The 26,295-nt window shown below is 60.2% G+C and carries 22 protein-coding genes; 17 read left to right on the plus strand and 5 right to left on the minus strand.

Annotated elements, in window-relative coordinates; translation table 11 throughout:
- Positions 1-17 precede the first annotated feature (17 nt).
- The 10 genes from AAA138_RS00805 (at position 18) to larD (ending at position 12,835) form a co-directional block, all read left to right on the plus strand.
- Entirely contained in the window at positions 18-200 is a 183-nt protein-coding gene (locus AAA138_RS00805; RefSeq protein ID WP_349089198.1) for a hypothetical protein, read from the plus strand.
- A gap of 304 nt (positions 201-504) precedes the next feature.
- Positions 505-1,818 (plus strand): histidine--tRNA ligase, encoded by a 1,314-nt coding sequence (gene hisS / locus AAA138_RS00810; RefSeq protein ID WP_148332450.1) that lies wholly within the window; start codon positions 505-507, stop codon positions 1,816-1,818.
- A 339-nt stretch (positions 1,819-2,157) separates the two neighbouring features.
- Positions 2,158-4,890, plus strand: coding sequence for a phosphoenolpyruvate carboxylase (locus tag AAA138_RS00815; protein ID WP_349089367.1), 2,733 nt, complete (start codon positions 2,158-2,160; stop codon positions 4,888-4,890).
- A 372-nt stretch (positions 4,891-5,262) separates the two neighbouring features.
- Positions 5,263-5,988: a response regulator transcription factor gene (locus tag AAA138_RS00820; protein WP_349089199.1), complete on the plus strand. Its 726-nt coding sequence runs from the start codon at positions 5,263-5,265 to the stop codon at positions 5,986-5,988.
- Positions 5,985-7,013, plus strand: coding sequence for a HAMP domain-containing sensor histidine kinase (locus tag AAA138_RS00825; RefSeq protein ID WP_349089200.1), 1,029 nt, complete (start codon positions 5,985-5,987; stop codon positions 7,011-7,013). The genes AAA138_RS00820 and AAA138_RS00825 overlap by 4 nt, the downstream gene beginning before the upstream one ends.
- Positions 7,014-7,109: 96 nt before the next feature.
- On the plus strand, positions 7,110-7,865 hold the full coding sequence (locus tag AAA138_RS00830) for an ABC transporter ATP-binding protein (protein WP_349089201.1): 756 nt from the start codon (positions 7,110-7,112) through the stop codon (positions 7,863-7,865).
- Positions 7,852-9,735, plus strand: coding sequence for an ABC transporter permease (locus tag AAA138_RS00835; RefSeq protein ID WP_349089202.1), 1,884 nt, complete (start codon positions 7,852-7,854; stop codon positions 9,733-9,735). Before AAA138_RS00830 ends, AAA138_RS00835 begins: the two co-directional genes overlap by 14 nt.
- A gap of 104 nt (positions 9,736-9,839) precedes the next feature.
- Positions 9,840-10,220 (plus strand): hypothetical protein, encoded by a 381-nt coding sequence (locus AAA138_RS00840; protein WP_346964890.1) that lies wholly within the window; start codon positions 9,840-9,842, stop codon positions 10,218-10,220.
- A gap of 556 nt (positions 10,221-10,776) precedes the next feature.
- A complete protein-coding gene (larA, locus tag AAA138_RS00845; protein WP_349089203.1) occupies positions 10,777-12,054 on the plus strand; it encodes a nickel-dependent lactate racemase in 1,278 nt (425 codons plus the stop codon).
- A gap of 49 nt (positions 12,055-12,103) precedes the next feature.
- Entirely contained in the window at positions 12,104-12,835 is a 732-nt protein-coding gene (gene larD, locus AAA138_RS00850) for a D/L-lactic acid transporter LarD (RefSeq protein WP_349089204.1), read from the plus strand.
- 302 nt (positions 12,836-13,137) lie between these two features.
- Here the strand turns inward: larD and AAA138_RS00855 are convergent, their stop codons facing one another.
- The 4 genes from AAA138_RS00855 to serB form a co-directional block, all read right to left on the minus strand.
- Positions 13,138-13,677 (minus strand): TetR/AcrR family transcriptional regulator, encoded by a 540-nt coding sequence (locus AAA138_RS00855; protein WP_349089205.1) that lies wholly within the window; start codon positions 13,675-13,677, stop codon positions 13,138-13,140.
- 2 nt (positions 13,678-13,679) lie between these two features.
- Entirely contained in the window at positions 13,680-14,597 is a 918-nt protein-coding gene (locus tag AAA138_RS00860) for a LarC family nickel insertion protein (protein WP_349089206.1), read from the minus strand.
- 10 nt (positions 14,598-14,607) lie between these two features.
- Positions 14,608-15,390, minus strand: coding sequence for a nickel pincer cofactor biosynthesis protein LarB (gene larB / locus AAA138_RS00865; protein WP_349089207.1), 783 nt, complete (start codon positions 15,388-15,390; stop codon positions 14,608-14,610).
- Between the two features lie 114 nt (positions 15,391-15,504).
- The gene (serB, locus tag AAA138_RS00870) at positions 15,505-16,140 is read right to left on the minus strand and encodes a phosphoserine phosphatase SerB (protein ID WP_349089208.1); all 636 of its coding nucleotides are present in this window, start codon (positions 16,138-16,140) and stop codon (positions 15,505-15,507) included.
- 256 nt (positions 16,141-16,396) lie between these two features.
- Between serB and aspS the strand changes: the two genes are divergently transcribed.
- Entirely contained in the window at positions 16,397-18,184 is a 1,788-nt protein-coding gene (gene aspS, locus AAA138_RS00875) for an aspartate--tRNA ligase (RefSeq protein ID WP_349089209.1), read from the plus strand.
- 241 nt (positions 18,185-18,425) lie between these two features.
- On the opposite strand, the gene AAA138_RS00880 is transcribed toward aspS, so the two are convergent.
- A complete protein-coding gene (locus AAA138_RS00880; protein ID WP_349089210.1) occupies positions 18,426-19,442 on the minus strand; it encodes a LacI family DNA-binding transcriptional regulator in 1,017 nt (338 codons plus the stop codon).
- Between the two features lie 376 nt (positions 19,443-19,818).
- Here AAA138_RS00880 and AAA138_RS00885 point away from each other — a divergent pair, with 376 nt between their 5' ends.
- The 6 genes from AAA138_RS00885 to AAA138_RS00910 all read left to right on the plus strand — a co-directional run bounded on the left by AAA138_RS00885 (position 19,819) and on the right by AAA138_RS00910 (position 26,265).
- Positions 19,819-22,827, plus strand: a complete 3,009-nt coding sequence (locus AAA138_RS00885; protein ID WP_349089211.1) for a glycoside hydrolase family 2 TIM barrel-domain containing protein — start codon at positions 19,819-19,821, stop codon at positions 22,825-22,827.
- Positions 22,828-22,830: 3 nt separating this feature from the next.
- Positions 22,831-23,286 (plus strand): hypothetical protein, encoded by a 456-nt coding sequence (locus AAA138_RS00890; protein ID WP_349089212.1) that lies wholly within the window; start codon positions 22,831-22,833, stop codon positions 23,284-23,286.
- A gap of 153 nt (positions 23,287-23,439) precedes the next feature.
- Complete coding sequence (locus AAA138_RS00895; protein WP_238022490.1) at positions 23,440-24,903, plus strand: amino acid permease; 1,464 nt, start codon at positions 23,440-23,442, stop codon at positions 24,901-24,903.
- Positions 24,904-25,324: 421 nt separating this feature from the next.
- Positions 25,325-25,573, plus strand: coding sequence for an HPr family phosphocarrier protein (locus AAA138_RS00900; protein ID WP_158558725.1), 249 nt, complete (start codon positions 25,325-25,327; stop codon positions 25,571-25,573).
- 188 nt (positions 25,574-25,761) lie between these two features.
- Entirely contained in the window at positions 25,762-26,004 is a 243-nt protein-coding gene (locus AAA138_RS00905) for a FeoA family protein (protein WP_230308372.1), read from the plus strand.
- 39 nt (positions 26,005-26,043) lie between these two features.
- On the plus strand, positions 26,044-26,265 hold the full coding sequence (locus AAA138_RS00910; RefSeq protein ID WP_006234774.1) for a FeoA family protein: 222 nt from the start codon (positions 26,044-26,046) through the stop codon (positions 26,263-26,265).
- The last annotated feature ends 30 nt before the right edge of the window (positions 26,266-26,295 follow it).

Raw genomic sequence — 26,295 nt, forward strand, 5'->3', positions numbered from 1 at the left:
CCATAAGGCCTATGTCCTTGTCTTTCAAGGCAATCTTGGGCACTACCGGCGCCATCGTCTCGGGCGTGCTGTTCGATGCCACGGGCTCCTTTGCGAGCACCTGGATTGTGTGCCTGGCGCGCTCCGTGGTCATGCTCGTGTTCCTGCTGGCATCCGAGCCCATCGCCGCCAAGCTGCGCACGAGCGTGGCGGGGGAGTAGACGCCCGTCGCTCTTTTCTGTTCGCCCCGTTCTGTCCGTGGCCGCCCTGGAAGCCGAATGGATGCTCGTACCATCATTCGGTTTCCAAGGCGGCCACGGGCCTACGAAATGATCCGTTTTCCTCCGTCCCCAACAGATCACGTGATTCGAAAGAGGCGAAGGAAAACGAATCACAAACAGCGGCGGCGCATCTGGCCGAACGAGTCCCCATACCCTCGTTCGGTCAGACGCGCCGCCGCGTTTTGTTTTTGTGCCGTATAATGTCCACTACCTATGACGCGATACAAAAGAAAGGTGTTTGCCCATGCAGGCACAGAAGGCGGAGGGAACCCGCGACCTTATCGGCGCCGAGATGCGCGCCTGGCAAAAGATGCAGCAGATTGCGGCCGGCGTGTTCGAGCCGTTTGGTTTTAAGCCCATCGAGACGCCCGCGATCGAGCAGGTGGACGTGTTTGTCCACGGTATCGGCCAGTCGACCGACGTCGTGCGCAAGGAGATGTTCCGCGTGTTTAGCGGTGCCAACCTGGAGCGCGTCTTTACCGAAGGCACCGACACTAAGCTTAAGCCCAAGCAGCGCCTGGCCCTTCGTCCCGAGGGCACGGCCGGCGTGGTGCGCGCCGTCGTGGAGAACAACCTGGTGCCCCAGGGCTCCACGCCGTTTAAGGCCTATTATGCCGAGGCCATGTTCCGTGGCGAGCGTCCCCAGAAGGGTCGTCTGCGCCAGTTCCACCAGGTGGGCATCGAGTGGCTCGGCGCTCCCGATCCGGCGGCAGACGCCGAGTGCATCATCATGCTCATGGAGTTCTACAAGCGCCTGGGCTTCGACCTTTCCAAGCTTCGCCTGCTTATTAACTCGATGGGCGATGCGCAGTGCCGTCCGGCTTACCGCGAGCAGGTCAAGCAGTTTATCCTCGATCACGCCGACGAGATGTGCGATGAGTGCCGCGAGCGCGCCGAGCTCAACCCGCTGCGCGCCTTCGACTGCAAGAACGACCACTGCCGCGAGATTATGGCCGACGCCCCGCTGATGGGCGACAACCTGTGCGACGAGTGCCGTGAGCACTACGAGCAGGTCAAGCGCTATTTGGATGCGGCGGGTATCGAGTATGTCGAGGATCCCACCTTGGTGCGCGGCCTGGACTACTACACCCGTACTGTCTTTGAGGTCGAGGCCCCTGGCGCTGGCGTCGGCTCCATCGGCGGCGGCGGCCGCTACGATGGCCTCGTCGAGCTCGAGGGCGGCAAGCCCACGGCAGGCGTCGGCTTCGCCGTCGGTTTTGAGCGCGCCCTGCTGGCCCTGCAGGCCTTTGGCAGCGACCTGGGTGCCGAGGAGGTCCCGTGCGTCTACGTCGCCAATGCCGGCAAGGAGCTGCGTCAGAACGTCTTTACCATTACGCAGCAGCTTCGCGCCGCAGGGATTGTGACCGAGGCCGACTATCAGGGCCGTTCGCTCAAGGCCCAGTTTAAGCAGGCCGATAAGGTAGGCGCCAAGCTCATCCTGGTCCTGGGCGGCGACGAGCTTGCCGCCGGCAAGGTCAAGGTGCGCGACATGCAGAGCCATGACGAGGTTCTCGTCGATCTGGCCAACGTCGTCGAGGCGGTTCGCGAGCGTCTGTAGCGCATGATTTTTGAGCTGCGGACCCGCTAACATGTCCCGCTCGCGACGAGCTATTGTTACGGGGGTGTTTCGCATTTATGCGGAATGCCCTCGCTTGCATATGCCGCCCACCGAGAAATACGACCATTTGGGGCAAAAACCCTTGCAATGCAGAAAATACTTTTGTGTGGTAAAGCGCAATCAGTGTCGAAAGTATTTCTCAAGCGCCTATAATGAATACCGCATGTTACGTGCATAGAAGGAGGAATGGGAGGAAACGTGGCTGAGAACCTAAGCAACCAGTCTGTACCCGAAGCCGCGGCGCGCGTCGCTGCCGTGGTCAACCGCCTCGTTAACCGAATCGGCTCGAATGCCGAGTCCAGGGAGCGTCTCGCCGAGATCGAGATCCCCGAGGAGCTGCGCGATAATCTGGCGCTGTTCCTGCGCCTGGAACGTCGTGTGCTTAGCGAGTATGATCCCGAGATCGCGGACCTGTTCGACAAGATTTTGACAGCCGAGATTGTGGTCAATGCTGGCAACCCCGGTAGCCGCGCTGCCGACGAGTCCGTTGACGAACAGGGCGTGCCCACTGCCGACGAGCCCACCGCCGTGGCGTTTCGCGAAGTCGTCGATTTGATTGACAGCCTGCCGCTTGATAAGCAGCAGGTCATCGTTCGCGCCTTTACGAGCTTCTTCCACTTGGCAAACCTGTCGGAGGAGAACTACCGTGTGGCGCAGCTGCGCGAGCGCGAGGCCGGTGCGTCGACCGATACCGAGGTCGATCCCGCCAACGAACTCACCGTCGCCTATCACCAGTTGGTAAACGAGATGGGCGTCGAGGGTGCCAATGAGCTGCTCGGCAAGCTCGAGTTCCACCCTGTCTTTACCGCACATCCCACCGAGGCCCGTCGTAAGGCCGTCGAGGGCAAGATTCGCCGTATCTCCAACCTGCTGGAGGAGCGTCCGCGTTTGGGCGGCTCCGACCTGGTGGAGAACGAGCGCCATATGCTGCAGGAGATCGACGCCCTGGTGCGTACGAGCCCCATCGCGCTCAAGAAGCCCACGCCGGTCGAGGAAGCCGATACCATCATCGACATCTTCGATAACACGCTGTTCGACGTTATCCCCGTCATCTACCGTCGTTTTGACGACTGGGTGCTGGGCGACAAGGCCGGTACCGTGCCGCCGCTGTGCCCGGCGTTCTTCCATCCCGGCAGCTGGATCGGCTCCGACCGCGACGGCAACCCCAACGTCACCGCCAAGGTGAGCCGCGAAGTCGCCGCCAAGTACTTCACTCACATGGTGCTCAAGCTCGAGGACAAGTGCCGCCGCATCGGCCACAACCTCACGCTCGAGGCCACCTACAGCAAGCCTTCTGCCGAGCTCATTAACCTGTGGAACCATCAGGTCGAGATGAGCCCTCGTTACACGGCCCGCGCCGAACTGATCTCCGAGCACGAGCCGCATCGCGCCGTCATGCTCGTCATGGCCGACCGCCTGAACGCCACCGTGCGCCGCATCACCGACACCATGTACCACAGCGCCGACGAGTTCCTGGATGACCTGCGCGTCGTCCAGCGTTCGCTTGCTGCCTGCGGTGCCGTCCGTGCCGCCTACGGTCCGGTCCAAACCATCATCTGGCAGGTCGAGTCCTTCGGCTTCCATATGGTCGAGATGGAGTTCCGTCAGCACTCCGTGGTGCACGCCCGCGCCCTCAAGGATATCCACGAGAACGGTATCCATGGCGACCTGCAGCCCATGACGCGCGAGGTCATCGATACCTTCCGCGCTATCGGCTCCATCCAAAAGCGCTACGGCAAGAAGATGGCGCACCGCTACATCATCTCGTTTACCAAGAGTGCCCAGCATGTGGCCGACGTCTTTGAGCTTGCCCACCTGTCCTTTGCACACGAGGAGGATGTCCCCGAGCTCGACGTGATCCCGCTGTTCGAGCAGCTCGAGGACCTCGAGGGCTGCGTCGACGTGCTCGACCAGATGCTTACGCTGCCCGTGGTGCAAAAGCGCCTTGCCCAGACCAACCGCCGCATGGAGGTCATGCTGGGCTATTCCGACTCCTCCAAGGACGCCGGTCCTACCACGGCCATGCTCGCGCTGCACTCCGCGCAGGAGCGCATCGCCAAGTGGGCCGAGAAGAACGATATCGACCTGGTGCTCATGCACGGTCGCGGCGGTGCCGTGGGCCGTGGTGGCGGCCCGGCCAACAAGGCCGTGCTGGCGCAGCCCAAGGGTTCGGTCAACTGCTTCTTTAAGCTCACCGAGCAGGGCGAGGTCATCTTTGCCCGTTACGGCAACCGCACGCTGGCTCAGCGCCATGTTGAGTCCGTTGCTGCCGCAACGCTTTTGCAGTCGGCCCCGAGTGTCGAGAAGACCAACACCGAGACCACGCAGAAGTTCTGGGATATGGCCGAGAAGCTCAACACCGCAAGCCACGAGCGCTATCTGGACCTGCTGAACACCGAGGACTTTACACCGTGGTTCTCGACCGTGACGCCGCTGACCGAGGTCGGTCTGCTGCCGATCGGCTCGCGTCCGGCCAAGCGCGGTCTGGGTGCGAAGTCACTCGACGACCTGCGTACCATTCCGTGGATCTTCAGCTGGAGCCAGGCGCGCATTAACCTGGCCGCTTGGTACGGCCTGGGCACCGCCTGCGAGCAGCTTGGCGATCTTGACCAGCTCAAGGCTGCCTACCAAGAGTGGCCGTTCTTCCGCACCTTTATCGACAATATTGAGATGTCGATCGCCAAGACCGATCAGCGCATCGCCAAGATGTATCTGCACCTGGGCGATCGCCAGGATCTGTCCGAGAAGGTCTTTACCGAGATGCAGCTCACGCGTAAGTGGGTCCTTGCCATCGTCGGTGATGAATGGCCGCTGCAGCGTCGTCGCGTGCTCGGCTGCGCCGTTCGCGTGCGTAACCCCTACGTCGACGCCCTGTCCATCGCCCAGGTCCGCGCCCTTCGCGAGGTGCGTATGAACCAGGACGAGATGGCCGAGGAGAAGAAGGCCGAGTACATGAGCCTGATTCTTTCGACTGTGACCGGCGTCTCGGCAGGACTGCAGAACACGGGGTAATCGATAGCCCTGTAATCGTCCGGGTCCGCCATCAGTTTACTTTTAGGCACGTCCTCGGACATGCAAGAAGCCCTCGCTGCGCACTTCGTGCGGCGAGGGCTTCTTGCGTCCTGCGGAGTGTGCCTAAAAGTAAACTGATGGCGGACCCTCCTCTTGAGCCTCTCCTCCCGCCGCAGCCTTTCCCTGTTCTCTTTCTCGCGCCGTCTCTTCTCGAGCGCCCACTCCTCGGACAGGCGGGGCACCGCGAGCATGCTCCTTTTAATTGCCAACAGTCCCGGAACGTATCTTCTCCAATAAAACCGCCGACTCATTGCTATCAGAGAAATGGTTCATAATGTCTTTGTGCGAACTGTAAGGATTATGGGGAGCAAGATGAATAAAGAATCGGGCTTCACTTGCAAACACAAAAGAATACTCGTTGTCGAGGATGATGAGAACCTAGCCTCTATCGTATCCGAGCATTTCGAACGTTTCGGGTACGCGACGGCGGTTTCCGACGGGCGAGCTGACGTGATGGACCTCTTCCGCTCTTTCGCGCCGCATGCGGTCCTGCTCGACATAGGCCTCCCTGGAAACAGCGGATATCACTGGTGCGACCTCATCAGAAGAGAAAGCCGATGCCCCATCCTGTTCATCTCCGCGCAGTCGGGCGAGGCGGATCAAATTCTGGCCCTTATGCGGGGCGCCGACGACTTTGTCTGCAAGCCGTTTTCGCTCGATATCCTCAAAGCGAAGATAGAAGCCCAGCTCCGCCGTGCGTACGGGGAGCTGTCGGGCGGTGAGGAGGATCTCCTTTCCTACGGGGACGTGCGTCTTTCCGATCGCAAGATGACGATTGCCTGTGAAGGCAGGGAAGCCGAGCTCACCAAGACAGAGCTGATGGCCCTCAGGCTTCTGGCCGGCGACGGCGGCTGCGTCGTCAGCCGCGCCCGCCTGCTTAGGGAGGTATGGGACGACGAGTGCTTCGTGGAGGACAACACGCTGAACGTCGTTATAGGGAGGATACGGAAGCGACTCGCCCAGGTTGGGTCCCACGCTGAAGTCAGGGCCGTCAGGGGCGTTGGCTACGTGCTTGAGATGCCCGAGGAGGAGAAATGAGGGCGTTGCGGATCGTGTCCCTTTTCCTGCGCGATTCAGCATGGACGGCATTCGTCGTGATGGCGGCCTCCTTGGCCCCTCTTGCCTGCATGCTGCTTTTGGACGGAGGGTCCCTGGCAGTCGATTGGCCTTATTTCCTCTTCCTTTCCCTCTTTCTCCTTTTCGTTCTGTTCGCCGTGCACCTCGCGAGATCCTGGGGTTTCTATTCCGAAGCCGAAAGGGCCATCAGGGAGTCCAACCCGATCGAATGGAGGAGGCTCGGAGGCTCGATCCCTGTGGAGCGATGGGCCAGGATGGCGGCCTCGAGAACGGAGGAAGCGTGCTCAAGGGAGGCTCATCGCCTTGCGGATGAGCGATCCGAGCGCGATGCGCTCGTCTTATCGTGGGTGCACCACGCCAAGACACCGATCGCCGTGATTCGCCTTATTTCGGAATCCAGGGGCGCCGATGCCGATATGGAGCGCCTCGGCAGCGCGGCGAGGGAGCTCGACCGCAGCCTCGACTCCTTGATTCAGGTGGTACGCGTCGATTCCCCCGAGACCGATCTGAGGATAGGGAAGGTCGACGTCGCGCGCCTCGCCCGGAACGCCGTCAACGGTGTTCGCGATCTTTTCATCGAACGGGAGGTATTTCCCTCGCTGAGCGTCGATGGAGATGCTCTCGCCTATGGGGACGAGAAGCTCATCTCAATCATCCTCGACCAATTTCTTACCAATGCGGCGAAATACAGCCCGCGTTCGTCCCACGTGTTCGTCTCCATCGCGAGTTCCTGTGACGGAGAAAGCATCGAAGTGTCCATCGAGGATGAAGGATGCGGCATATCCCCGGAGGACGTGGGACGGGTGTTCCGGCCGTTCTTCACGGGGGCGAATGGCAGAAGAGGGGAAGCCTCGACGGGAATCGGTTTGTTTCTGGCTAAGAAGGCGGCTGACGCCATGGGGGCGGAGCTCTCGCTTTCCCAGCGCGATGGGGGCGGCACTGCGGCTCGATTGCTGCTTCCTGCGGCGAATGCGCCACAAAGGTGACAGAACTGACATGTTCGCGACACGTTCATCGATTCAAAGCCCTTTCGCCTCGGGGTAGCATGCGGTTCGTAGTTCTTTGAATGAAAGGAGTCGCAGGTGAACGTGCTGGAGGTTTCCTCCCTTTGGAAGACGTACGAGGGCGCTTCGCCTTACACCGCGCTGGAGGATGTAAGCCTCAATGTCGCCAAAGGCGAGTTCGTGGGGATAATGGGCCCTTCGGGCAGCGGAAAAAGCACGCTGCTCAACGTGGTTTCGACCGTTGACCAGCCGTCGCGCGGCACGGTGCGGGTCGACGGGGTCGATCCTCACGGATTGGGAGATGAGAAACTCGCGGAATTCAGACGCCGGAAGATGGGTTTCGTGTTCCAGGATTTCAACCTGGTCCATACGCTCACGGTCGAGGAGAACATCATCCTCCCCTTCGCGCTCGACGGGTGGCCGGCGGAAAAATCGCGCGCTCGCGCACAGGAGCTCGCGCGCGACCTAGGCATCGCATCCATTCTCGGCAAGAGGACCCACGAGATATCGGGTGGCCAGGCGCAGCGCGTCGCAATCGCCCGCGCGGTGGCGGCAAACCCGTCGCTTTTGCTTGCCGACGAGCCAACGGGAAGTCTCGACTCCGCGTCGACGGGGCAGGTCATGCACCTTCTGTCGGACATGAACAGGGCAGGGGCGACGTTGCTCATGGTCACGCACGAGCCGCTGGTCGCGAGCTACTGCAGCAGGGTCCTGGTGCTTCAGGACGGCCGCATCTACCTCGAGATCAACCGCGGCGCTTCGCAGAAGGAGTTCCATCAGCGGATCATCGACGCGATGAACCAGCTCGGAGGTGTTGAGCATGACATTGCTTGACATCGCCAGGAACAATGTTCTGAGGTCTTGGAGGGACTACGCGCTTCATTTCGCCAATTCCGTTTTCGCGGTCACGGCTTTCTTCCTGTTCGTGTGCCTCGCCCTGCATCCCGAGATGGGCAGGGCGGACGCAGAGAGCACGATCGGGATCATCTCTGCGTCGTCGGGTGCACTCGTCGCGGCGTTCTCGCTCGCCTTTATTGCGCATTCGGAGTCGTGCTTCCTGCGGGCTAGGAGCAGGCAGTTCGGCTTGATGGCGATGTCGGGCGCCTCGAAGAAGCAGTTGAGGAGGATCGTGCTCGCGGAGAACGTGATCATCGGGCTGTCCGCGATTGTCGCGGGCATTGTCCTGGGAACCGCGTTCCTCAAGCTGTTCCTGATGGCCGCGGGCAGGGCCATGGGCGTCGTCGCGTTTGGTTTCTATCTGCCTGTAGCGCCCGCTATTGCGACCGTTGCGGCGTTTCTCGCTGTATTCTTCCTCTCCGGCCTCCTTGGGGCGAGGGGACTGTCCAGGAAGAGCGTGGGGGAGTTGCTCGACGCCGATCGCATTGCGGAGGGGAAGCCCTCTGTGAAGGCGGCCGTTCTTACGGCTGTCGCATGCGCGATGCTTCTTGTTGCGGGGCTGGCCATGGGCCAAGGCGATGCGAGCATCGTATGGAGCTTCGCCCTCGTTCTGGGCGGCGTGGGCCTTCTTGCGTCGGGAACGTTCCTCGCGTTCTATCTTTGTTTCGCGGTGGGGCTCTCGAGGCGCAGATCGACAGGAGCGCATTACGAGGGGCTGTCCATGCTGAAGGCCGCCGCGTTTCAGGAGTCCCTGAAAGGGAACCTTCAGTCGATGACCGTCACCGCCGTGCTCTGCTCCCTCTCGTTCTTCGCGCTCGTCGGGCTTTTCACCCTGTCCGACGGGGCGCTCGAGAAGACGAAGGAGATAGTCCCGTATCCCGTCAGCTATATCGCGAGGGGCGACGACGTGCCCGTCTCTGACCATGTGGAGATGCTCGAGTCCGCCCTTGCGAAAAAGCCGGGACTCGTGGGGTCCGTCTTCGGATTCTCCTGGGCGGACGACGCGAGAAACGCAGTCATGAGCGAGAGATCCTACAACGAGTCCGCCGCCGTCGCGGGTCGCAATCAAATCTCCTTGGATTCCGGCGAGGCGCTTCTCCTTCCTGGTTCGAAGAGCTTCGATCCGAGCGGGGTTCCGGCGTCGGTCGAGAACGCCCTGGGGGACCTTGACGTGATGCGCGGGGAGGGGCTCGTCCTGCTCGACGGGTACGCGTCTTCGGTCACCGTACTCGACGACGCTGACTACGAAGCGGCGGGATTCGGCGGTGATGAGACGCAGGTGCATGCATACACCTACGAGGGATGGGAGTCCGATTCCGAGTTGACTGCGGCAATCGCTGACATCGTGGACTACGCCAGGGAAGGCGCGGTTTCTCTGGTTCTCGCGAGGGGCTACTACGAGGCGGACCGCGTGCAGTTCAGCCTCATGCTGTACCTGGGGAGCATGCTGAGCGTGTCGTTCCTGCTCGCATCCGCCAGCCTCGCCTACTCGCGCCTGAACGCGAGGGCGTTCGAGGAGGGCGTGCGCATGAGACCCGTCGTGAAGCTCGGGCTATCGAGGAGGGGACTGGAGAAGGTGTGCCGGTCGGCATCGCTTCGGATTCTCGCCGTGCCCCTCGCGGTCGCGCTCGCGTACCTCTGGGTGGGCATCGCGGCGGTCGCCCTCTCCGCCGATGTCGAGATCATCGCCCCCGGTATCGGATTTACTTTGGTCGCGCTGGTCGCGGGCTTCGTCTGCTGCGCTCTCGCGACGACCTCCTACGCGTCGTCCGTTGCGAATGCCGCATTCGGAGCGAAGGCGCGTTAGACCGTCTTTGGTAGCTTTCTGAAGAAGGGACGCCTGCCGGTTTCTGGCTGTTCCTTCCATCCAAATCGATCAGTTGATAAGGAACCGGCAGATTGGAATAAACGATGAAATTCAGGACGCTCATGTTTACATTGGCTGCATTCGCTTTAGCAGGTTCTTGCCTTTTGGTTGGTTGCGCTATCGCAAAATCGATTCCTTCGGAAAGGGAGAAACAGACGGTTGCGACGGCTAACCAAATCATTTCCGAAGAGTATGGCATTTCTTTTGATGCAAATGACTATAGTTATTCTGTAGGGGAGAAGACCTCGGAAGGAGACTATGTTCCCTTGGGGGATGCGAAAGAGGACTCGAGATCCGCGGGGCGTATCATTTCCGTTTCCGCACTCAAGAAAAACGCGCCTGAGGAAAATGAGATGCACTCCTACTCTCTGGAATACTCCCTGCGGTCAAATCAAATCCTGCATGTCAGCGTGAAATTTGGCTGAGATGGATCTGCTCCGACGAAACGATTGCGCTCACAAGTGAATCGAGGCAATCAGAGCGGGGAGCTAATATGACAATTACCGGTATATGCGATTCGGTATACGAATATCGCTTTGCTAGGAGAAGGGGATGCCTGCACACGGCATCCCCTTTGCAATCTGTGAACTCTCTGATTGAAAACAAAGAAGATTTCCTGATCTGAGCAAGTACCGTCCTCGCCTGCTTCCTCACGAAAGAGCAGGCGAGCGACCTGGCCGAAACCTGCAGGAGGATGGCGGAGGACTACGGCCCGGCGAGCCATGCGGGCCCTGCTGTAGAGGCACTCGATGTACTCGAATATCCCTAGCGTCGCCCGCCCCCTGGCTTCGAACGTGCGCGCGTGCGCGCACTCGGCTTTATGAGCGACTCCAGTTCCCTTTGGGGTGGCGGCCGTTTTGTTGTGGGTCAAATATGAACGTTGTGTTAACGACTCGGTGGACGGTGGTGTTTTTCGGTGAGCGGCGTATCCTTCCAACGGTTTATCTAGTGTGTCAGTTGAAAGGAAGAGGGCGCTCGTCATTGTTTGAATGTGAACTACCGTTTGACCATAAGACGTTGCATCTAGAGCTCGAGGATAAGAACTTCGCGGGTGTGATGGAAGGTCATCAAAACGAGTTTAAGACTACAAAATCGCAGGAAGAGCTGGTAGAGGAGTCGCTTGCCAACCCTTATGGCTCACCTTCGCTCGAGGAGCTTTGTGCTGGCAAGAAGGATATCGTCATCATTAGCTCCGACCATACGCGCCCCGTTCCCTCGCGTGTGACGATGCCTATTCTGCTGCATCACATTCATTCTGCTGCGCCTGAGGCACGCGTTCGCATTCTGGTTGCTACGGGTATGCATCGTCCGTCGACGCACGAGGAGCTCGTCAACAAGTACGGCGAGGAGATCGTTGCCAACGAGGAAATCGTTATGCACGTCGCGACTGACGACAGCATGATGAAAAAGATCGGCACCCTGCCTTCTGGCGGCGAGTGCATCATCAACAAGATTGCTGCCGATTGCGATCTGCTGCTTGCCGAGGGCTTTATTGAGCCGCACTTCTTTGCCGGTTTCTCTGGCAGCCGCAAGTCCGTGCTGCCCGGCATTGCCAGCTACAAGACCATCATGTACAACCACAACGGTCAGTTTGTGAACGATTCCCATTCGCGTGCCGGCAACCTGTGCCACAACCACGTGAACGAGGATATGTTTGCCGCTGCCGAGATGGCTCACCTTGCCTTTGTGCTTAACGTGGTGCTCAACGGCAAGCACGAGGTCATCGGCTCCTTTGCCGGCGACATACACAAGGCGCACGAGGCCGGCTGCGAGTTCGTGAAGAGCCTTGCCGGCGTTGAGCCCGTCGAGTGCGAGATTGCCATCACCACCAACGGCGGCTACCCGCTCGACCAGAACATCTACCAGGCCGTGAAGGGCATGTGCGCTGCCGAGGCCACGCTTCCCGAGGGCGGCGTGATCATCGATGTCGCCGGTTGCGCCGACGGTCACGGTGGCGAGGGCTACTATCACAACATCGCCGACAACGATCCGGCAGAGTTTGAGCGCGCCTGCATCGACCGTCCTAAGGACGAGACCCTGCCCGACCAGTGGACGAGTCAGATCTTTGCCCGCATCCTGGCGCATCACCCCGTGATCATGGTCACCGACCTGTGCGATCACCAGATGATCAAGGATATGCACATGACGCCGGTCAACACCCTCGAGGAGGCGCTCAAGCTCGCCTTTGAGATGAAGGGTGCCGATGCCAAGGTTGCCGTCATTCCCGATGGCCTGGGCGTTGTCGTCGCGCAGCACTAGTACGCGGCCTAAACGAATCGTTTATAACCGACAAGAAAGATAAGGTTTTATGCTTACCAAACTCCTCTGCGAATTCGGCGCAACGGCCCTCATGATCATCTTTGGCGTGGGCGTACACTGCGACACCGTGCTCAAGGGCACCAAGTATCAGGGCTCTGGTCATATGTTTGCCATCACCACTTGGTCTTTCGGCATCTCGGTCGCCCTGTTTATCTTTGGCGGCGCCGTGTGCATGAACCCCGCCATGGTGCTTGCCCAGTGCATCGTCGGCCTGGTGCCGTGGAGCAGCTGCATCCCCTTCATGGTTGCCGATATGCTCGGCGGCTTTGCGGGTGCCGTGATCGCGTGGTTGATGTATGCTGATGAGTTCAAGGCTTCCGATGGTGTCATCGACCCCATTGCCCAGCGCAATATCTTCTCGACCAACCCCACCACCGAGGGTACGAACTATGCCCGTAACTTCTTCTGCGAGGCTATCTGCACCTTCGTGTTCATCAGCGCCATCCTTGCTGCCGCTAACCGTGCCGGCGAGAACGTTTTGATGCTCGCTATCTGCGTCGGTCTGATCGTTTGGGCCGTTGGTATGGGCATGGGCGGCATCACTGGCTTCGCCATGAACCAGGCTCGTGACCTTGGTCCTCGCATGGCCTATCAGGTGCTGCCGATTAAGAACAAGGCCGACAACAACTGGAAGTACGGCCTGCTCGTTCCTGGCATCGCTCCGTTTGTTGGTGCCGCTCTGGCTGCACTGTTTGTGCACGGTTTCTTGGGCATGTTCTAGTCCAAGGCTACATAGTTGTCCGCTGTCCGCATGGGGTAACTTCCCAGCGCGTCCTCGGACATGAAAGAACCCCCGCTGCGCACTTCGTGCGGCGGGGGTTCTTTCGTCCTGCGGAATGCGCTGGGAAGTTACCCCATGCGGACAGCTGCGGGATCTTAGTCGCGTTGGAACAAGCAACCCGACATATATATCTGAATTTGGATGGGAGGGGCTTGTTGCTGGTAGGGGCGTTGAAGTGCGAGTGACGCTTTGGGATGCGTGGCGGCCTGGGTTGGGGCGATGCTTTGGGATGAGGTCCTTACTTAGTTGAAGAGGGGTTTTATGGCTGAGAGGTAGTCTTTGGCTACGTCCTCTTTTGGGGCTTGGAAGTTGTGCCAGGCCCACCATTGGACCATTCCTACGAAGCTTGAGGCTATGTGGTGTAGTAGGAAGCTTCGGTCCATGGTGGCGGCGGGGCCGTTTGGGTCGGTAGGGACGGTTTCGGCTGCGCGCGACATGATGGTCTTGCGGAGGCAGTCGGCGAAGACGCGTGAGCCGGCGCCGGCTACCAGCGCTCGAACGCCCTGGCGACACTCCCAGAGATTGTTGAGGATATGCTCGACCTGCACGAGTGGGTCGTCGAGCGGTGTGCCATCGTCGTCGAGGGCGTGGGTGCAGATGTCGCTCACGAGCTCGGACAGTAGGTCGTCTTTGCTCTTAAAGAGGCCGTAGAATGTCGCGCGGCCTACGTGAGCGCGCGCGATGATGTCGCCGACGGTGATCTTGCCGTAGTCCTCCTCGCGAAGGAGCTCGGAGAATGCTGCGACGATGGCGGCGCGGCTTTTGATTTTGCGGGCATCCATGGCTATGCATCTACGTGAACAAGCAGGCAACGGAGCGTGCCGGAGCAGCCCTCGTAAGGGCGCTTACCGGCGCCGTAGCCGACGGCTTCGATGCGGTAGCGTGAGGGCAGGTGCTCGGACGTGCGCAGTGCGGCGACGATAGCGGCGCCCGTGGGCGTCACGAGCTCGCCGGCGACCGGTGCGGGCGTGAGGGCGATATTGCCTGCTTGGCATAGGTTGACGACGGCGGGCACCGGGATGGGCATAAGGCCGTGGGCACAGTGGATGGTGCCGTGACCCTCGGAGAGAGACTCGACGACAATATCCTCGACGCCCAGGTCATCGAGGCAGATGGCGACCGAGCAGACGTCGACGATGGAATCGATGGCGCCTACCTCGTGGAACATGACGGTCTCGGGCGTTTTGCCGTGTGCCTTGGCCTCGGCGGCAGCGAGCGCGGTAAAGATGGCGAGAGCGCGACGCTTGGCGCTATCGCTTAGCTGCGAATTCTCGATAATTTCGGTGACATCGGCTAGCGAGCGGTGATGATGGTGGTGGGCGTGATGGTGATCCTCGTGCTCATGGGCGTGGGCCTCATGGTCATGCTCGTGGCAGTGCTCGTGTTCGTGTTCGCCATGGTCATGATGGTGGTGCTCATGCTCATGTGTGTGCTCGGTGCCCGCTTCGTTGCCGTAGAGCCAGGCCATGTCGTGGTCATGGTTCTCGAGCTCCTCTGCCAGTTGAACGTCAAAGTCGCAGGCGTCGATGCCATGCTTGTTTACGCGTGTAACGGCAATCTCAAAGCCGCCGACCGGAAGCGTGGCGAGCTGCTTGCGCAGATGCTCCTTGCTGGCGCCCAGGTCGAGCAGGGCCGCGACGGTCATGTCGCCGCTGATGCCCGAGGTGCCGTCGATGATAAGCGTGTGCTGATGGTTGGACATGGAATGCTCCTTAACGGGCGCAGGGCGTGCCGGCGCTCAGATGATTGATAAGACTTGCCTGGTAGGCGGCACCAAAGCCGTTATCGATGTTGACAACCGAAACGCCGCTGGCGCAGGAGTTGAGCATGGCGAGCAGCGCGGCTACGCCGCCAAAGCTTGCGCCATAGCCAACGCTGGTGGGGACGGCGATGACCGGACAGCTCACCAGGCCGCCGATAACGCTCGCCAACGCGCCCTCCATGCCGGCGACGGCAATGATCACCTGCGCCTGGGCAAGTTCCTCAGCATGAGCGAGCAGGCGGTGCAGGCCGGCGACACCTACGTCGTAGAGGCGGTCGACCTCGTTGCCGTAGAACTCGGCCGTCAGTGCCGCCTCTTCGGCGACGGGCAGGTCGCTCGTGCCGGCGCAGGCGACGACAACGCGTCCGTTGCCGGTGGGGGAGGGCTTGCCACCAACCAGGGCGAGCTGGGCGTCCGGGGCATATCCCAGGTCGATGTCGTTGCCAAGAAGCTCAGCGGTGCGCGCGGCTTTTTCGGCATCCAAGCGCGTGACCAGGATGCGCTCCTGGTCTGCATCGAGTAATGCTTTGATAATGGCGGCAATTTGCTCGGCGGTTTTACCGGCACCGTAGACAACCTCGCCGGCTCCCTGGCGCACTCCGCGCGAAAGATCGAGCTGCGCAAAGCCCAAATCGGCGGTCGGAGCCGTCTGGATGCGCGTAAGGGCATCGGCAGGGGTGACTGATCCGCCGGCAACATCGCTCAGCAGCTGCTCAAGATCTCGCTTATCCATATATGTTCCCTTCGACGGCGCAAAGTCTAGCACTCAAAGGGTATGTTTCCGAACACAAAGACAAAATTGTTCGGAAACTATAGGACGGACTGATTCAATTGTTAGACAGATCGGCTAGTCGCGCAGGATGATGTCCATGGCGAGCATCAGGTTGCGCTCGTCGATGGTAAACGGGGCTGCCTCGCGCGTCTTGGGCTTGGCGCAAAACGCGATGCCAGTGCCCGCGGCCTGGATCATGGGGATGTCGTTTGCCCCGTCGCCAATAGCGACCGTGTGTGCCATATCGACGCCGCACTCAACTGCCCAGTCCAGCAGCTGGATGAGCTTGGACTCCTTGGTCACAATGTCGGCAGCCAGCTTACCGGTGAGCTTGCCGTCCACGACCTCCAGACGATTGGCCAGGCAAAAGTCGATACCCGCGGCAGCCACGATCTTGTCAGCGACCTCGTGAAAGCCGCCGCTTACCACGCCGACCTTCCAGCCCTTGCTGTGCGCCGAGCGCACAAGCTCCAGTGCGCCGGGGGTAAATGTCACACGCTCAAAGGTGCGCTCGAACACGCTCTCGTCCAGGCCGGCGAGCAGCCCCACGCGCTCCTCGAGCGCCTGCTTAAAGTCGAGCTCGCCGCGCATGGCGCGTTCGGTGATCTGTGCAACTTGCTCTCCCACGCCGGCTTCCTCGCCCAACAGGTCGATGACTTCCTGGTTGATGAGCGTGGAGTCGATATCCATAACGATGAGGCGTGCAGTCATGGCGGGCCTTTCCGAGTGCAGTTGTATTGGGGCACATTGTCGCACGCGGCGCGCCTGGGCGACGGCCAGGCCGCGTCAATTGTTTCGTCTCCGTCAAGTCTTTGGGCAAGAGTTACTTTTTCGCGGTACATCGACGTGGGTGCGATAAGATAGAACGCCATGTCCGGCTGCGCGGTTTACGCAGGCTGGGCAAATCTGTACGACGCCGCCCGGAACGACACGGGGCGGCACAGATCCATAAAGGAGGATCACTGGTATGAGCCAGACCCGTCCCATCGATGAGCATTCCATGCACACCCGTACCTGCGGCGAGCTTCGCTTCGAGAACGTGGGCGAAGAGGTCACCCTCACCGGTTGGGTGAGCCGTCGCCGCGACCACGGCGGCCTTATCTTCTGCGACCTTCGCGACCGCGAGGGCATTACGCAGCTCACCTTCGACCCCGAGCACTCCGACGGCGATGCCTTTAAGATCGCCGAGACCATGCGTCCCGAGTGGCCCATCAAGATCCACGGCGTCGTGCGCGCTCGTGGCGAGGAGACCACCAACACCAAGCTCGCGACCGGCGAGATCGAGGTCCTGACCGACCACGCCGAGGTACTCAACACGTCCGTCACCCCGCCGTTCCAGATCGAGGACGGCATCGAGACCAGCGAGGACACCCGTCTGCGTTATCGCTATCTGGACCTCCGTCGTCCCGAGATGATGGCCAACCTCAAGCTGCGCTCCGACTTTACCTTTGCCATTCGCGAGGCGCTGCACAACCGTGAGTTCATGGAGGTCGAGACGCCCTCCCTGTTCAAGTCCACTCCCGAGGGCGCCCGCGACTTCATCGTCCCCAGCCGCATCCAGCCGGGCAACTTCTACGCCCTGCCGCAGTCCCCGCAGCTCCTGAAGCAGCTGCTTATGGTCGGAGGCGTCGAGCGCTACTACCAGGTTGCCAAGTGCTTCCGCGACGAGGATCTGCGCGCCGACCGTCAGCCCGAGTTCACCCAGGTCGATATCGAGATGTCCTTCGTGGACCAGAACGATGTCATGAGCGCGCTCGAAGAGGTTCTTGCCGATGCCTTCGGTCGCATGGGTGTCGAGATGCCCACGCCGCTGCGTCGCATGAACTACTGGGAGGCCATGGACACCTATGGCTCCGACAAGCCCGATACCCGCTACGGCATGCACCTGGTCGACCTGACCGACATCTTTGCCAACTCCAAGTTCAAGGTCTTCGCGACCGCTGCGAACGAGGAGGGCTCTGTCGTCAAGGCCATCAACGCCAAGGGCGCCGGCGCCTGGGCACGTGCCAAGATCGATAAGCTCGCCGGCGTGGCTTCCACGTTTGGCGCCAAGGGCCTGGCATGGATCGCCTTCCGCGAGGACGGCTCCATCAACAGCCCCATCGTCAAGTTCTTCTCGGACGAGGAGATGGCGGCTCTGCGCGAGCGCATGGACGTCGAGCCCGGCGACCTTGTGATGTTCGCTGCCGGCCCGCGCCTGCTCTCCGACGAGATTCTGGGCGGCATGCGTTCGCATATGGCCAATGCGCTCGAGATCAAGCGCGAGGGTCACGACTTCCTGTGGGTCGTCAACTTCCCGCTGTTCCATTGGGACGAGGATCGCAAGGCCTATGCTGCCGAGCACCAGCCCTTTACCCTGCCGACCGAGACCGACATCGCCAAGATCGAGGCCGATCCGCTGGCAGCCGGTTCGTGCACCTACGACTTTGTCATGGACGGCTTTGAGGCCGGCGGCGGTGGTATGCGTATCCACAACGCCGAGACGCAGATGTCCATGCTCAAGCTCCTGGGCTTTACCGAGGAGCGCGCCGAGTCGCAGTTCGGCTTCCTCATGGAGGCCCTCAAGTTTGGTGCGCCCCCGATGGGCGGTTTCGCTCTGGGCCTGGACCGCGTGTGCATGCTGCTCACCGGCTCCGACTCCATCCGCGACGTCATGGCGTTCCCCAAGACGGCCAGCGGCTCCGACCTCATGTCGGGCGCCCCGAGTGCCGTTAGCGGCGCCCAGCTCAAGGACGTCAGCCTGCGCCTGATGTAGGCGAGCGGCTCATATTGCTTCAACGAGGGAAGGACGTGTGCCTTCCCTCGTTTTTTATACGCCGAGATTGTGAAGGCATGGGATGACCGGGCGTCGCGGAAAGTGCGACCCAGAATTCGGCAAAATAATGGGGCACAGTTTCCGGTTGAGCTGTCTAACGGAAACTGTGCCCCAGAATGAGCACTCAAAACGGGGCAGGCTTTCCGTAACAACTGTCTGGCGGAAAGCCTGCCCCAATTTCTTATAGCGAGTCTCTCTGGATCAGCTGCATGTGCATCACGGAGGTGGTGGGCTCGGCACCCTTGATCATGTCGAGCGCAATGTTGGCGGCCATGTGGCCTTCTTCGCGCAGGGGCTGGCGGACGGTCGTGAGCGCGGGGACGCAGCGCGTCGCAATCTCGTGATCGTCGAAGCCGACGACAGAAATGTCCGCCGGAACGGATAGGCCTGCCTCGTTGAGTGCGGTGATGACGCCAGCCGCGATACGGTCCGATCCGCAGAGCACGCCATCGAAAGCAATCTCGCGCGCGAGGATCTGGTGCATGGCCTGATAGCCGTCTCCGTTGTTCCAGCCGGTATAGATAACGTTTGCGTCTGGGAGGTCTTCGCCCAAGACGGCGCGGTAGCCGCGCAGGCGGTCGACAACGGCGGGGTTGTCTTGCGGTCCCAACACGGCGACGATATCTTTGCGCCCGCGTTCCTTCATGGCGAGTGCCGCAAAGTGTCCGCCCTCTTCGTCGTCAGAGTAGACTGTCGAGAACACATCGCGATAGGGGTGGCCCTCGAGCTGGCCGCACAACACGGTGGGTACGCCCAGCTCGCGCAGCACCTCGAGCAGCTCGCTGCCCTTGTAGGGGGAGACGTCGATCACGGCGTCGAACGAGCGGCGCTCAAAGTGCTCGCGTGCGCGGTTGCGCTCATGCGTAGAAGACGCCTGCAAGATAACGGGCAGATAGGACGACTCCGACAGTTCCTCGGTAATGCCGCTCAAAAACTCGCTATAGGTGGGGTCGCTGAAGAGTTCACTCAGGGGCTCGGTCACGAGCACGGCGATGATTTCCGTGCGCCCGACAGCGAGCGCTCGGCCACGAGCGTTGGGGACAAAATTGACTTCCTTGGCCGCCGCGCGGACGCGCTTTTTGGTTTCCTCGCTAATGCGGGGCGAATCGTTGAGAGCGCGCGATGCCGTGGAGCGCGACACGCCGGCAGCTGCGGCAACCTCGGCAAGCGTAGGTGCGGTGCGAACTGGTTGGGTCATGGCGTCTCCTGGAAAATGCGGTCGATGTTGTCGCTGATACGGGCTGGTGCGGATACAGCTTACTATAGTGCGCCTGAACAGCGTTCATGATATCCGGTGACCGGTGTCGTTTTGCAACCAAGCCGCAATCGAATACGTCTCGTATGGGTGAGATATCAGCGGGCGTGGCGGTTGCCTACGAGCTTGAGAACGATGTCTTGCGCTGAGTTTCGATACTCAGGGTGACATAAGTGTCGCGGTTGTACAACCGGTTGCACCGTTAACCCGACCAAATCGACCGTTCAGCGGACAACCGGTTGCACAGTTTTTTGCATCGCCCGTAAGATATGGACAACCGGTTGCACAAGAATCACTACGATGACGAAGGAGCATCACCATGGACGCCATTAACGATTGGGAAAACCAAGCGCTCACCCACAGGAACCGCCTGGCACCCCATGCGTACTTTATGGGTTACGAGACCGCCGATCTCGCTGCAACGTACAGCCGCGAGCTGTCGCGCGGGTTTGTCCAGCTGTCCGGCTCGTGGCAGTTCCGCCTCTTTGAGGGCCCCGCTGCCGTCTCTAATGAGGAGCTTTCCACGTACAAGCCCGAGTGGGATCACGTGGAGGTTCCGCACCTGTGGCAGGTGGACGGCTATGGCAACCTTGCCTACACCGACGAGGGTTTTCCGTTCCCGGTGGATCAGCCGTTCGTTCCCTCTGACGATCCCACGGGCGTGTACCAGCGCATCGTCAACCTTCCCGCCGTTCCTGCCGGCGCTCGCGAGATCATTCGCTTTGACGGCATCGAGAGCTATGGCGAGCTGTACGTCAACGGTCAGTTTATCGGCATGACCAAGGGTTCGCGCCTGTCTGCCGAGTTCGACGTGACCGACGCGCTCGTCGAGGGCGACAACCTGTTTGCGGTCAAGGTTCTGCAGTACAGCGATGGTAGCTATATCGAGGACCAAGACATGTGGTGGGCATCGGGCATCTTCCGCGATGTGTACCTTATGCAGCGTCCCGCCGCACACCTGGTCGACTTTAGGTTCCGCACGCACCGCGAGGGCGATGCCGCTCTGATTACGCTCGATACGGTGGCCGAGGGCGCTTCCCGCGTCGTGTTTACGCTCAGCGATGGCGAGAACGTGGTGGCTACGGGCGAGTGCGTCGACGGCCATGCCGAGTGCAGCGTGACCGATGCCCACTTCTGGAATCCCGAGGACCCCTTCCTCTATGACCTTACGTTTGAGGTCTACGACGGTGATCAGGTCAGCGAGTACGTCCCGCATCGCCAGGGTCTTGCCGAGGTGACGGTCGAGGGCAATCATATCTACCTCAACGGCACTTACTTTAAGATGCATGGCGTCAACCGCCACGATCACGACGATCACAAGGGCCGCGCCGTGGGCCTCGATCGCATGCGCCGCGACCTGGAGCTCATGAAGCAACACAACATCAACGCGGTGCGCACGTCCCATTACGCCAACGACCCGCGCTTTTACGAGCTGTGTGATGAGTATGGCATCATGCTGGTCGCCGAGACCGATATGGAGAGCCACGGCTTCGAGAATATCGGCAATATCGCCCTGGTGACCGACGACCCGGCATGGGAGCCGGCCTACGTCGACCGCATTGAGCGCCTGGTGATGCAGGAGCGCAACCACGCCTGCATCATTATGTGGTCGATGGGCAACGAGAGCGGCTATGGCTGCAACATCCGCGCGATGTACGCCAAGGCTCACGAGCTCGACGGTCGTCCGGTCCACTACGAGGAGGATCGCAACGCCGATACCGTCGACGTTATCTCCACCATGTACTCCCGTGTGTCGCAGATGAACGACTTTGGTGAGCATCCATTCCCCAAGCCGCGCATCAACTGCGAGTACGGTCACTCCATGGGCAACGGCCCCGGAGGCCTGTCCGAGTACCAGGAGGTCTTCGATCGCTGGGATTGCATCCAAGGCCAGTTTATCTGGGAATGGTGCGACCACGGTTTGGCTGCTGTGACCGAGGACGGCGTTGCCTACGATATGTATGGTGGCGACAACGGCGATTATCCCAACAACAGCAACTTCTGCATCGATGGCATGGTGTTCCCTTGGCAGCAGCCGAGCCCGGGCCTCACTGAGTATGGTCAGGTCATCTGCCCGGTTCGCATGGCTTATGACGCCGAGGCAGGCGAGCTGACTGTCACTAACAAGCGTTGGTTTACCACCCTCGAGGATGTCTGCCTGTCGGCCGAGACCCTGGTGGACGGCGACGTGGTCTGCCGCAAGACGCTCATGCCCGGTGCGGTTGCCCCCGGCGAGTCCGTCCAGCTGCCACTGGTGATTCGCGAGGCCGCAGTGGGGGAGACCCTGCTGACCGTGCGCGCTTACACCATGGCCGCTCACGTCTGGTGCGAGCCGATGTTCCAACTGGGCGCAAGCCAGTTTGCCATCGCAAACCATCCGGCGCCAGCCATCGCGGCTCCCACTCATCCTGAGCTTACGGTCGAGGAGACCGAGCAGGAGATCCGCATTCACTCCCTCAACGGCAAGCTGACCTTCAGCAAGGTAAACGGTACCGTGAGCGAGTGGAAGGCATCCGGCCGCGACGTCATGGCCTCCGGTCCCCAGGTTGGTTTTTGGCATCCGCTCGTCGACAACCACGCTCAGGAGTATGACTCCCTGTGGAAGGACAACTTCATCGATGTGATGCAGACGTCTACCCGCAAGGTTTCTTGGAAGCAGGACGGCAATGTGGTCGTCGTTACCGTGAGCCAGCGTATCGCTCCTCCCGTCCGCGCGTTCGGCATGCGCGTCGAGCTCGTCTACACCGTGCTTCCGAGCGGTCGCGTCGACCTCAAGGTTTCCGGCGAGCCCTACGGTGACTATTCGGACATCATCCCGCGCATCGGTATCTCCTTCGAGGTCCCCGGTTGCGATCGCGCCGTCGAGTGGTATGGCCACGGCCCGGGCGAGAACTATCCGGACTCGCTGCGCGCCAACCCGGTCGGTCATTACCGCACCACGGTCGACGATATGTTCACGCCCTACGTTATGCCTCAGGACTGCGCCAACCGCGAGGGTACCCGCTGGGTTGCCCTGCGCTCTAGCCACGGTGACGGCGTACTGGTGACTCGTCCGGCTGACGCTGCCTCCAACCCGTTCTCGTTCTCGGCATGGCCCTATAGCTGCGAGGCCATCGATAACGCCAAGCACGTCTACGACCTTGTCAAGGGCGATACGGTCACGGTCAACATCAACGACCAACTGCTCGGCCTTGGCTCGAACTCTTGGGGTTCCGAGGTGCTCGATTCCTATCGCACCCGTTTTGAGAGCTTCAGCTTTGAGGTGTCCCTGCGACCGCTGACGTCTGCCGATCTGGCTCAGGCGCTGACACCCATTAAGGAGGCATAAGTCATGCATATCTTTAACTCGCGTGCCGATTTCGACGCCCAGATGAAGTCCGTCAAGAAGTGGATGCGTACCGGTCAGGCACTCGACGGCGTTTCTGAACTGCAGCACGATGTGGCGTACTCTATCGGCGACTCGCTGGTGTATTGGTGGGTGAACGCCCACGAGGCGGCTACTGCCGATCTGGTCGGTCACCGTCGCTACCATGCCGTGCTCGCCCCGCTCGACGGCAATCTGACCGTTGAGGTGGCTTCCAAGGCCGATCTTACCTGTACGCGCGCCTACAGCGATATCGACGATCGTGAGCGCTTTGAGGGAGCGGGGGAGACCGTGACGATTCCTGCCGGCGGCGTTGCCGTCGTCGAGATCGACGAGGCCTACCGTGTCGTGGCTGATGCCGCGGATCCCCGCGTCGTGGTACTGCACGTGACGGTTGAAGGATATTCCTTCCCCAACAAGTAGTATTCGTCCGCCTGGACGTTTGCTTCGCGCCGTTAAGGGGGATGGCTTTGTTGACTCCCTTTTCCCCATTCCCCTTAGCAGGTGCACCGTCCGTGTTTGCACTTGCAGCTCGGACGGGTTTAGATGACATTTAATAGATGATTGGGAGGGCTTATGAGCTCTGAAAAACGAGGAACGATTGGTTCGTTCGCTCTGCTGGGCATGACGGTCGCCGCCGTGTTCGGTATCAAGAACATCATCAACAACAACGCGGCCATTGGCTTGGCAGCCGCGCCGTCGTTCTTCTTTGCCACGCTTTTGTACTTTGTCCCCTATACCCTGGTTACCGCCGAGTTCGTCGGCCTCAACAAGGACTCCGAGTCTGGCGTGTACGCATGGGTTAAGACCTCGATGGGTGGTCGCTGGGCGTTCCTGACGGCATTTAGCTACTGGTTCGTTAACCTGTTCTTCTTTGCGTCCGTCCTGCCCAACGTCATCATCTACGCGAGCTACGTGTTCTTTGGTGCCAACGCCGAGCTTTCGCAGCTGTGGATCACCATTATCGAGATCGTCGTCTTTGCTATCGCCACGTGGGTTTCGACCAAGGGCGCTAAGTGGATCGGCTCCATTTCCTCCTTCGGTTCGACCGCGGCTCTCGGCCTGACCGCCGTGTTCATCCTGCTGTCCCTGGCTGCTGCCTTTGGCGGCGTTGAGTTCGCTACGGCTCCTACTCCCGCTAACATGGCTCCCGACATGAGCAACTTCGCAACTGCGTGGGGCTTCTTCGGTACGCTTGCCTGGATCATCCAGGGCGTTGGCGGCGCTGAGTCTGTCGGCGTGTTCCTTAACGACCTTAAGGGTGGCGTCAAGGCCTTCGTGCGCACCGTCGTTATCGCCGGCCTGACCATCGGCCTTCTGTATGCAGGCGCTTCGCTGCTGGTTAACCTGTTCATCCCCGAGGGCGGCGTTGCCATCTCCACCGGTATCTTCGACGTATTCGGCGCTGTCTTTGCCCACTTTGGCATTCCCATGGAAGTGTCTACGCGCGCCATCGGCTTGATCCTTCTCGCCGCCACGCTGGGCTCCCTCATGATGTGGACCTCTGCTCCCATCAAGGTTTTCTTCACCGAGATCCCCAAGGGCGTTTTTGGTAGCAAGATCGTCGAGCTCAACGAGCACGGCATTCCTGCCCGCGCTGCCTGGCTGCAGTTCGCCATCGTCGTTCCCATCCTGATCATCCCGGCCCTGGGCTCCGGCAACCTCGACGACCTGCTCATGATCGTCACCAACATGACGGCTGCCACCGCTCTGCTCCCGCCGCTGCTGATCCTGCTTGCCTACTTTATGCTGCGCAAGAACTTCGATGCTGCTCCCCGTGGCTTCCGCATGGGCTCGCGCAGCTTTGGCCTGGTCGTTGCCGCCTTCCTGCTCGTGGTCTTCTGCTTCGTGCTTATCTGCGGCACCATTCCGCTTGATCAGCCGCTGTGGCTGACGCTGGTCTACAACGTTGGCGGCGTGGTTGTCTTCTTGGGCCTTGCCGTGATGTGGTACAACCGCTACATCAACCGCCTGCGCGAGACCGATCCCGAGGCTGCCGAGAGCGAGCTGCGCCCCTCCGTCCTCGACATGATGGAGTAGCGGCTAGGATTAATCTGCGGCTGTGGAATAAATCGATCCCCTTTCCTAGGGAGGGGCCTTACGAGGCCCCTCCTTTTGTGTTTTGGGGCATGGTTTTGGACCCTGTGGGCAAAAAATGCCAAATATGAGTACTGCTGCAAAAGAGGTGTCATATTTTTCGGCCTATTCTGAGCAAAATGGGCTCAAAATCAATTTATCTAACCCCCTTTGAAGGGCGTTTGACGGCTTTCAACCTCTTCGAATCGCTCAAAGTAGGCAATTTGCTCTCGATTTTGCTGCTACTAAATTGGTGACAGTACTCATATTTGCCACTTTTTGACCACGAGGTGTTCAGAGGGGCTCTCGACAAGCATCTAACGCTACAATATCTACCACGTGGCTGGGTTTTGCCGGCCGAATGTGCGATGTCGTGGGAGGGGACATGGTCGAGTTTACAAAGACGATTAAAGATCCGTTGGGATTGCATGCCCGCCCGGTTGCGCTGCTCTATGACATTATCGCCAAGCATCGTAGCGACGTGTCGGTTTCGATTGGCAATCGTCATGTCGATGGCCGCGACGTTATAGGGCTCATGGCACTCTGTGGCGAATGTGGCGAGGACATCGTGTTCCGCGTTTCGGGCGTGGATGAGGCCTCGTGCGTCACGTCGATTAGAAACCTCTCGCTTTAAGCATGACGGGACGCGGCAAAGGACAGCTCTTTGCCGCGCCTTTTTGTTTCGTATAGGAAACTTTTTCGAAAACTGAATAGAGACCCTTTCCAAAAAGTTAACCACGTGCTAGTTTACTAAAGCGAACATAGACGTGGTTAACTTTTATCACGTCGATGTTGAGGACGAACTGACGTTAGGAGCAACTCATGTCTTGCGGACCGCAGATGCCGGCCATACCGCTTTCGATGGTAAAAGCGGGCGAAACCGTGCGCGTGTCTCGTGTAAAGGGCAATGAGGACATGAAACACCACCTCAAGGACCTCGGCTTTGTCGAGGGCAACGAAATCCACGTGGTGAGCTCGAGTGGCGCCAATATCATCGTCACGGTGCTGGGCGCACGCTTTGGCATCGATTCCAAGGTTGCCATGCACATCATGACCGTCGGTTAGTCTGCAGCATTTCATAAAAACCGAAAGGGGGACAAGAGGATGAAGACGTTGGGTGACGTTAAGGTGGGCGAGAGCTCCACCATCGTCAAGCTTCACGGTGAGGGTGCGCTTCGCCGCCACCTTATGGACCTGGGGCTCATCAAGGGCACTTCGTTCAAGGTCGTGAAGGTTGCACCGCTCGGTGATCCGGTCGAGATCAACGTGCGCGGCTACGAGCTTTCCATCCGCAAGGAGGAGGCGGCTGTCGTCGAGGTCCAGTAGGGCTCGCGGCGTATATTTCTGCAGATAAAG

This window comes from Collinsella sp. CLA-JM-H32B, from assembly GCF_040098065.1.
Classification (GTDB): domain Bacteria; phylum Actinomycetota; class Coriobacteriia; order Coriobacteriales; family Coriobacteriaceae; genus Collinsella.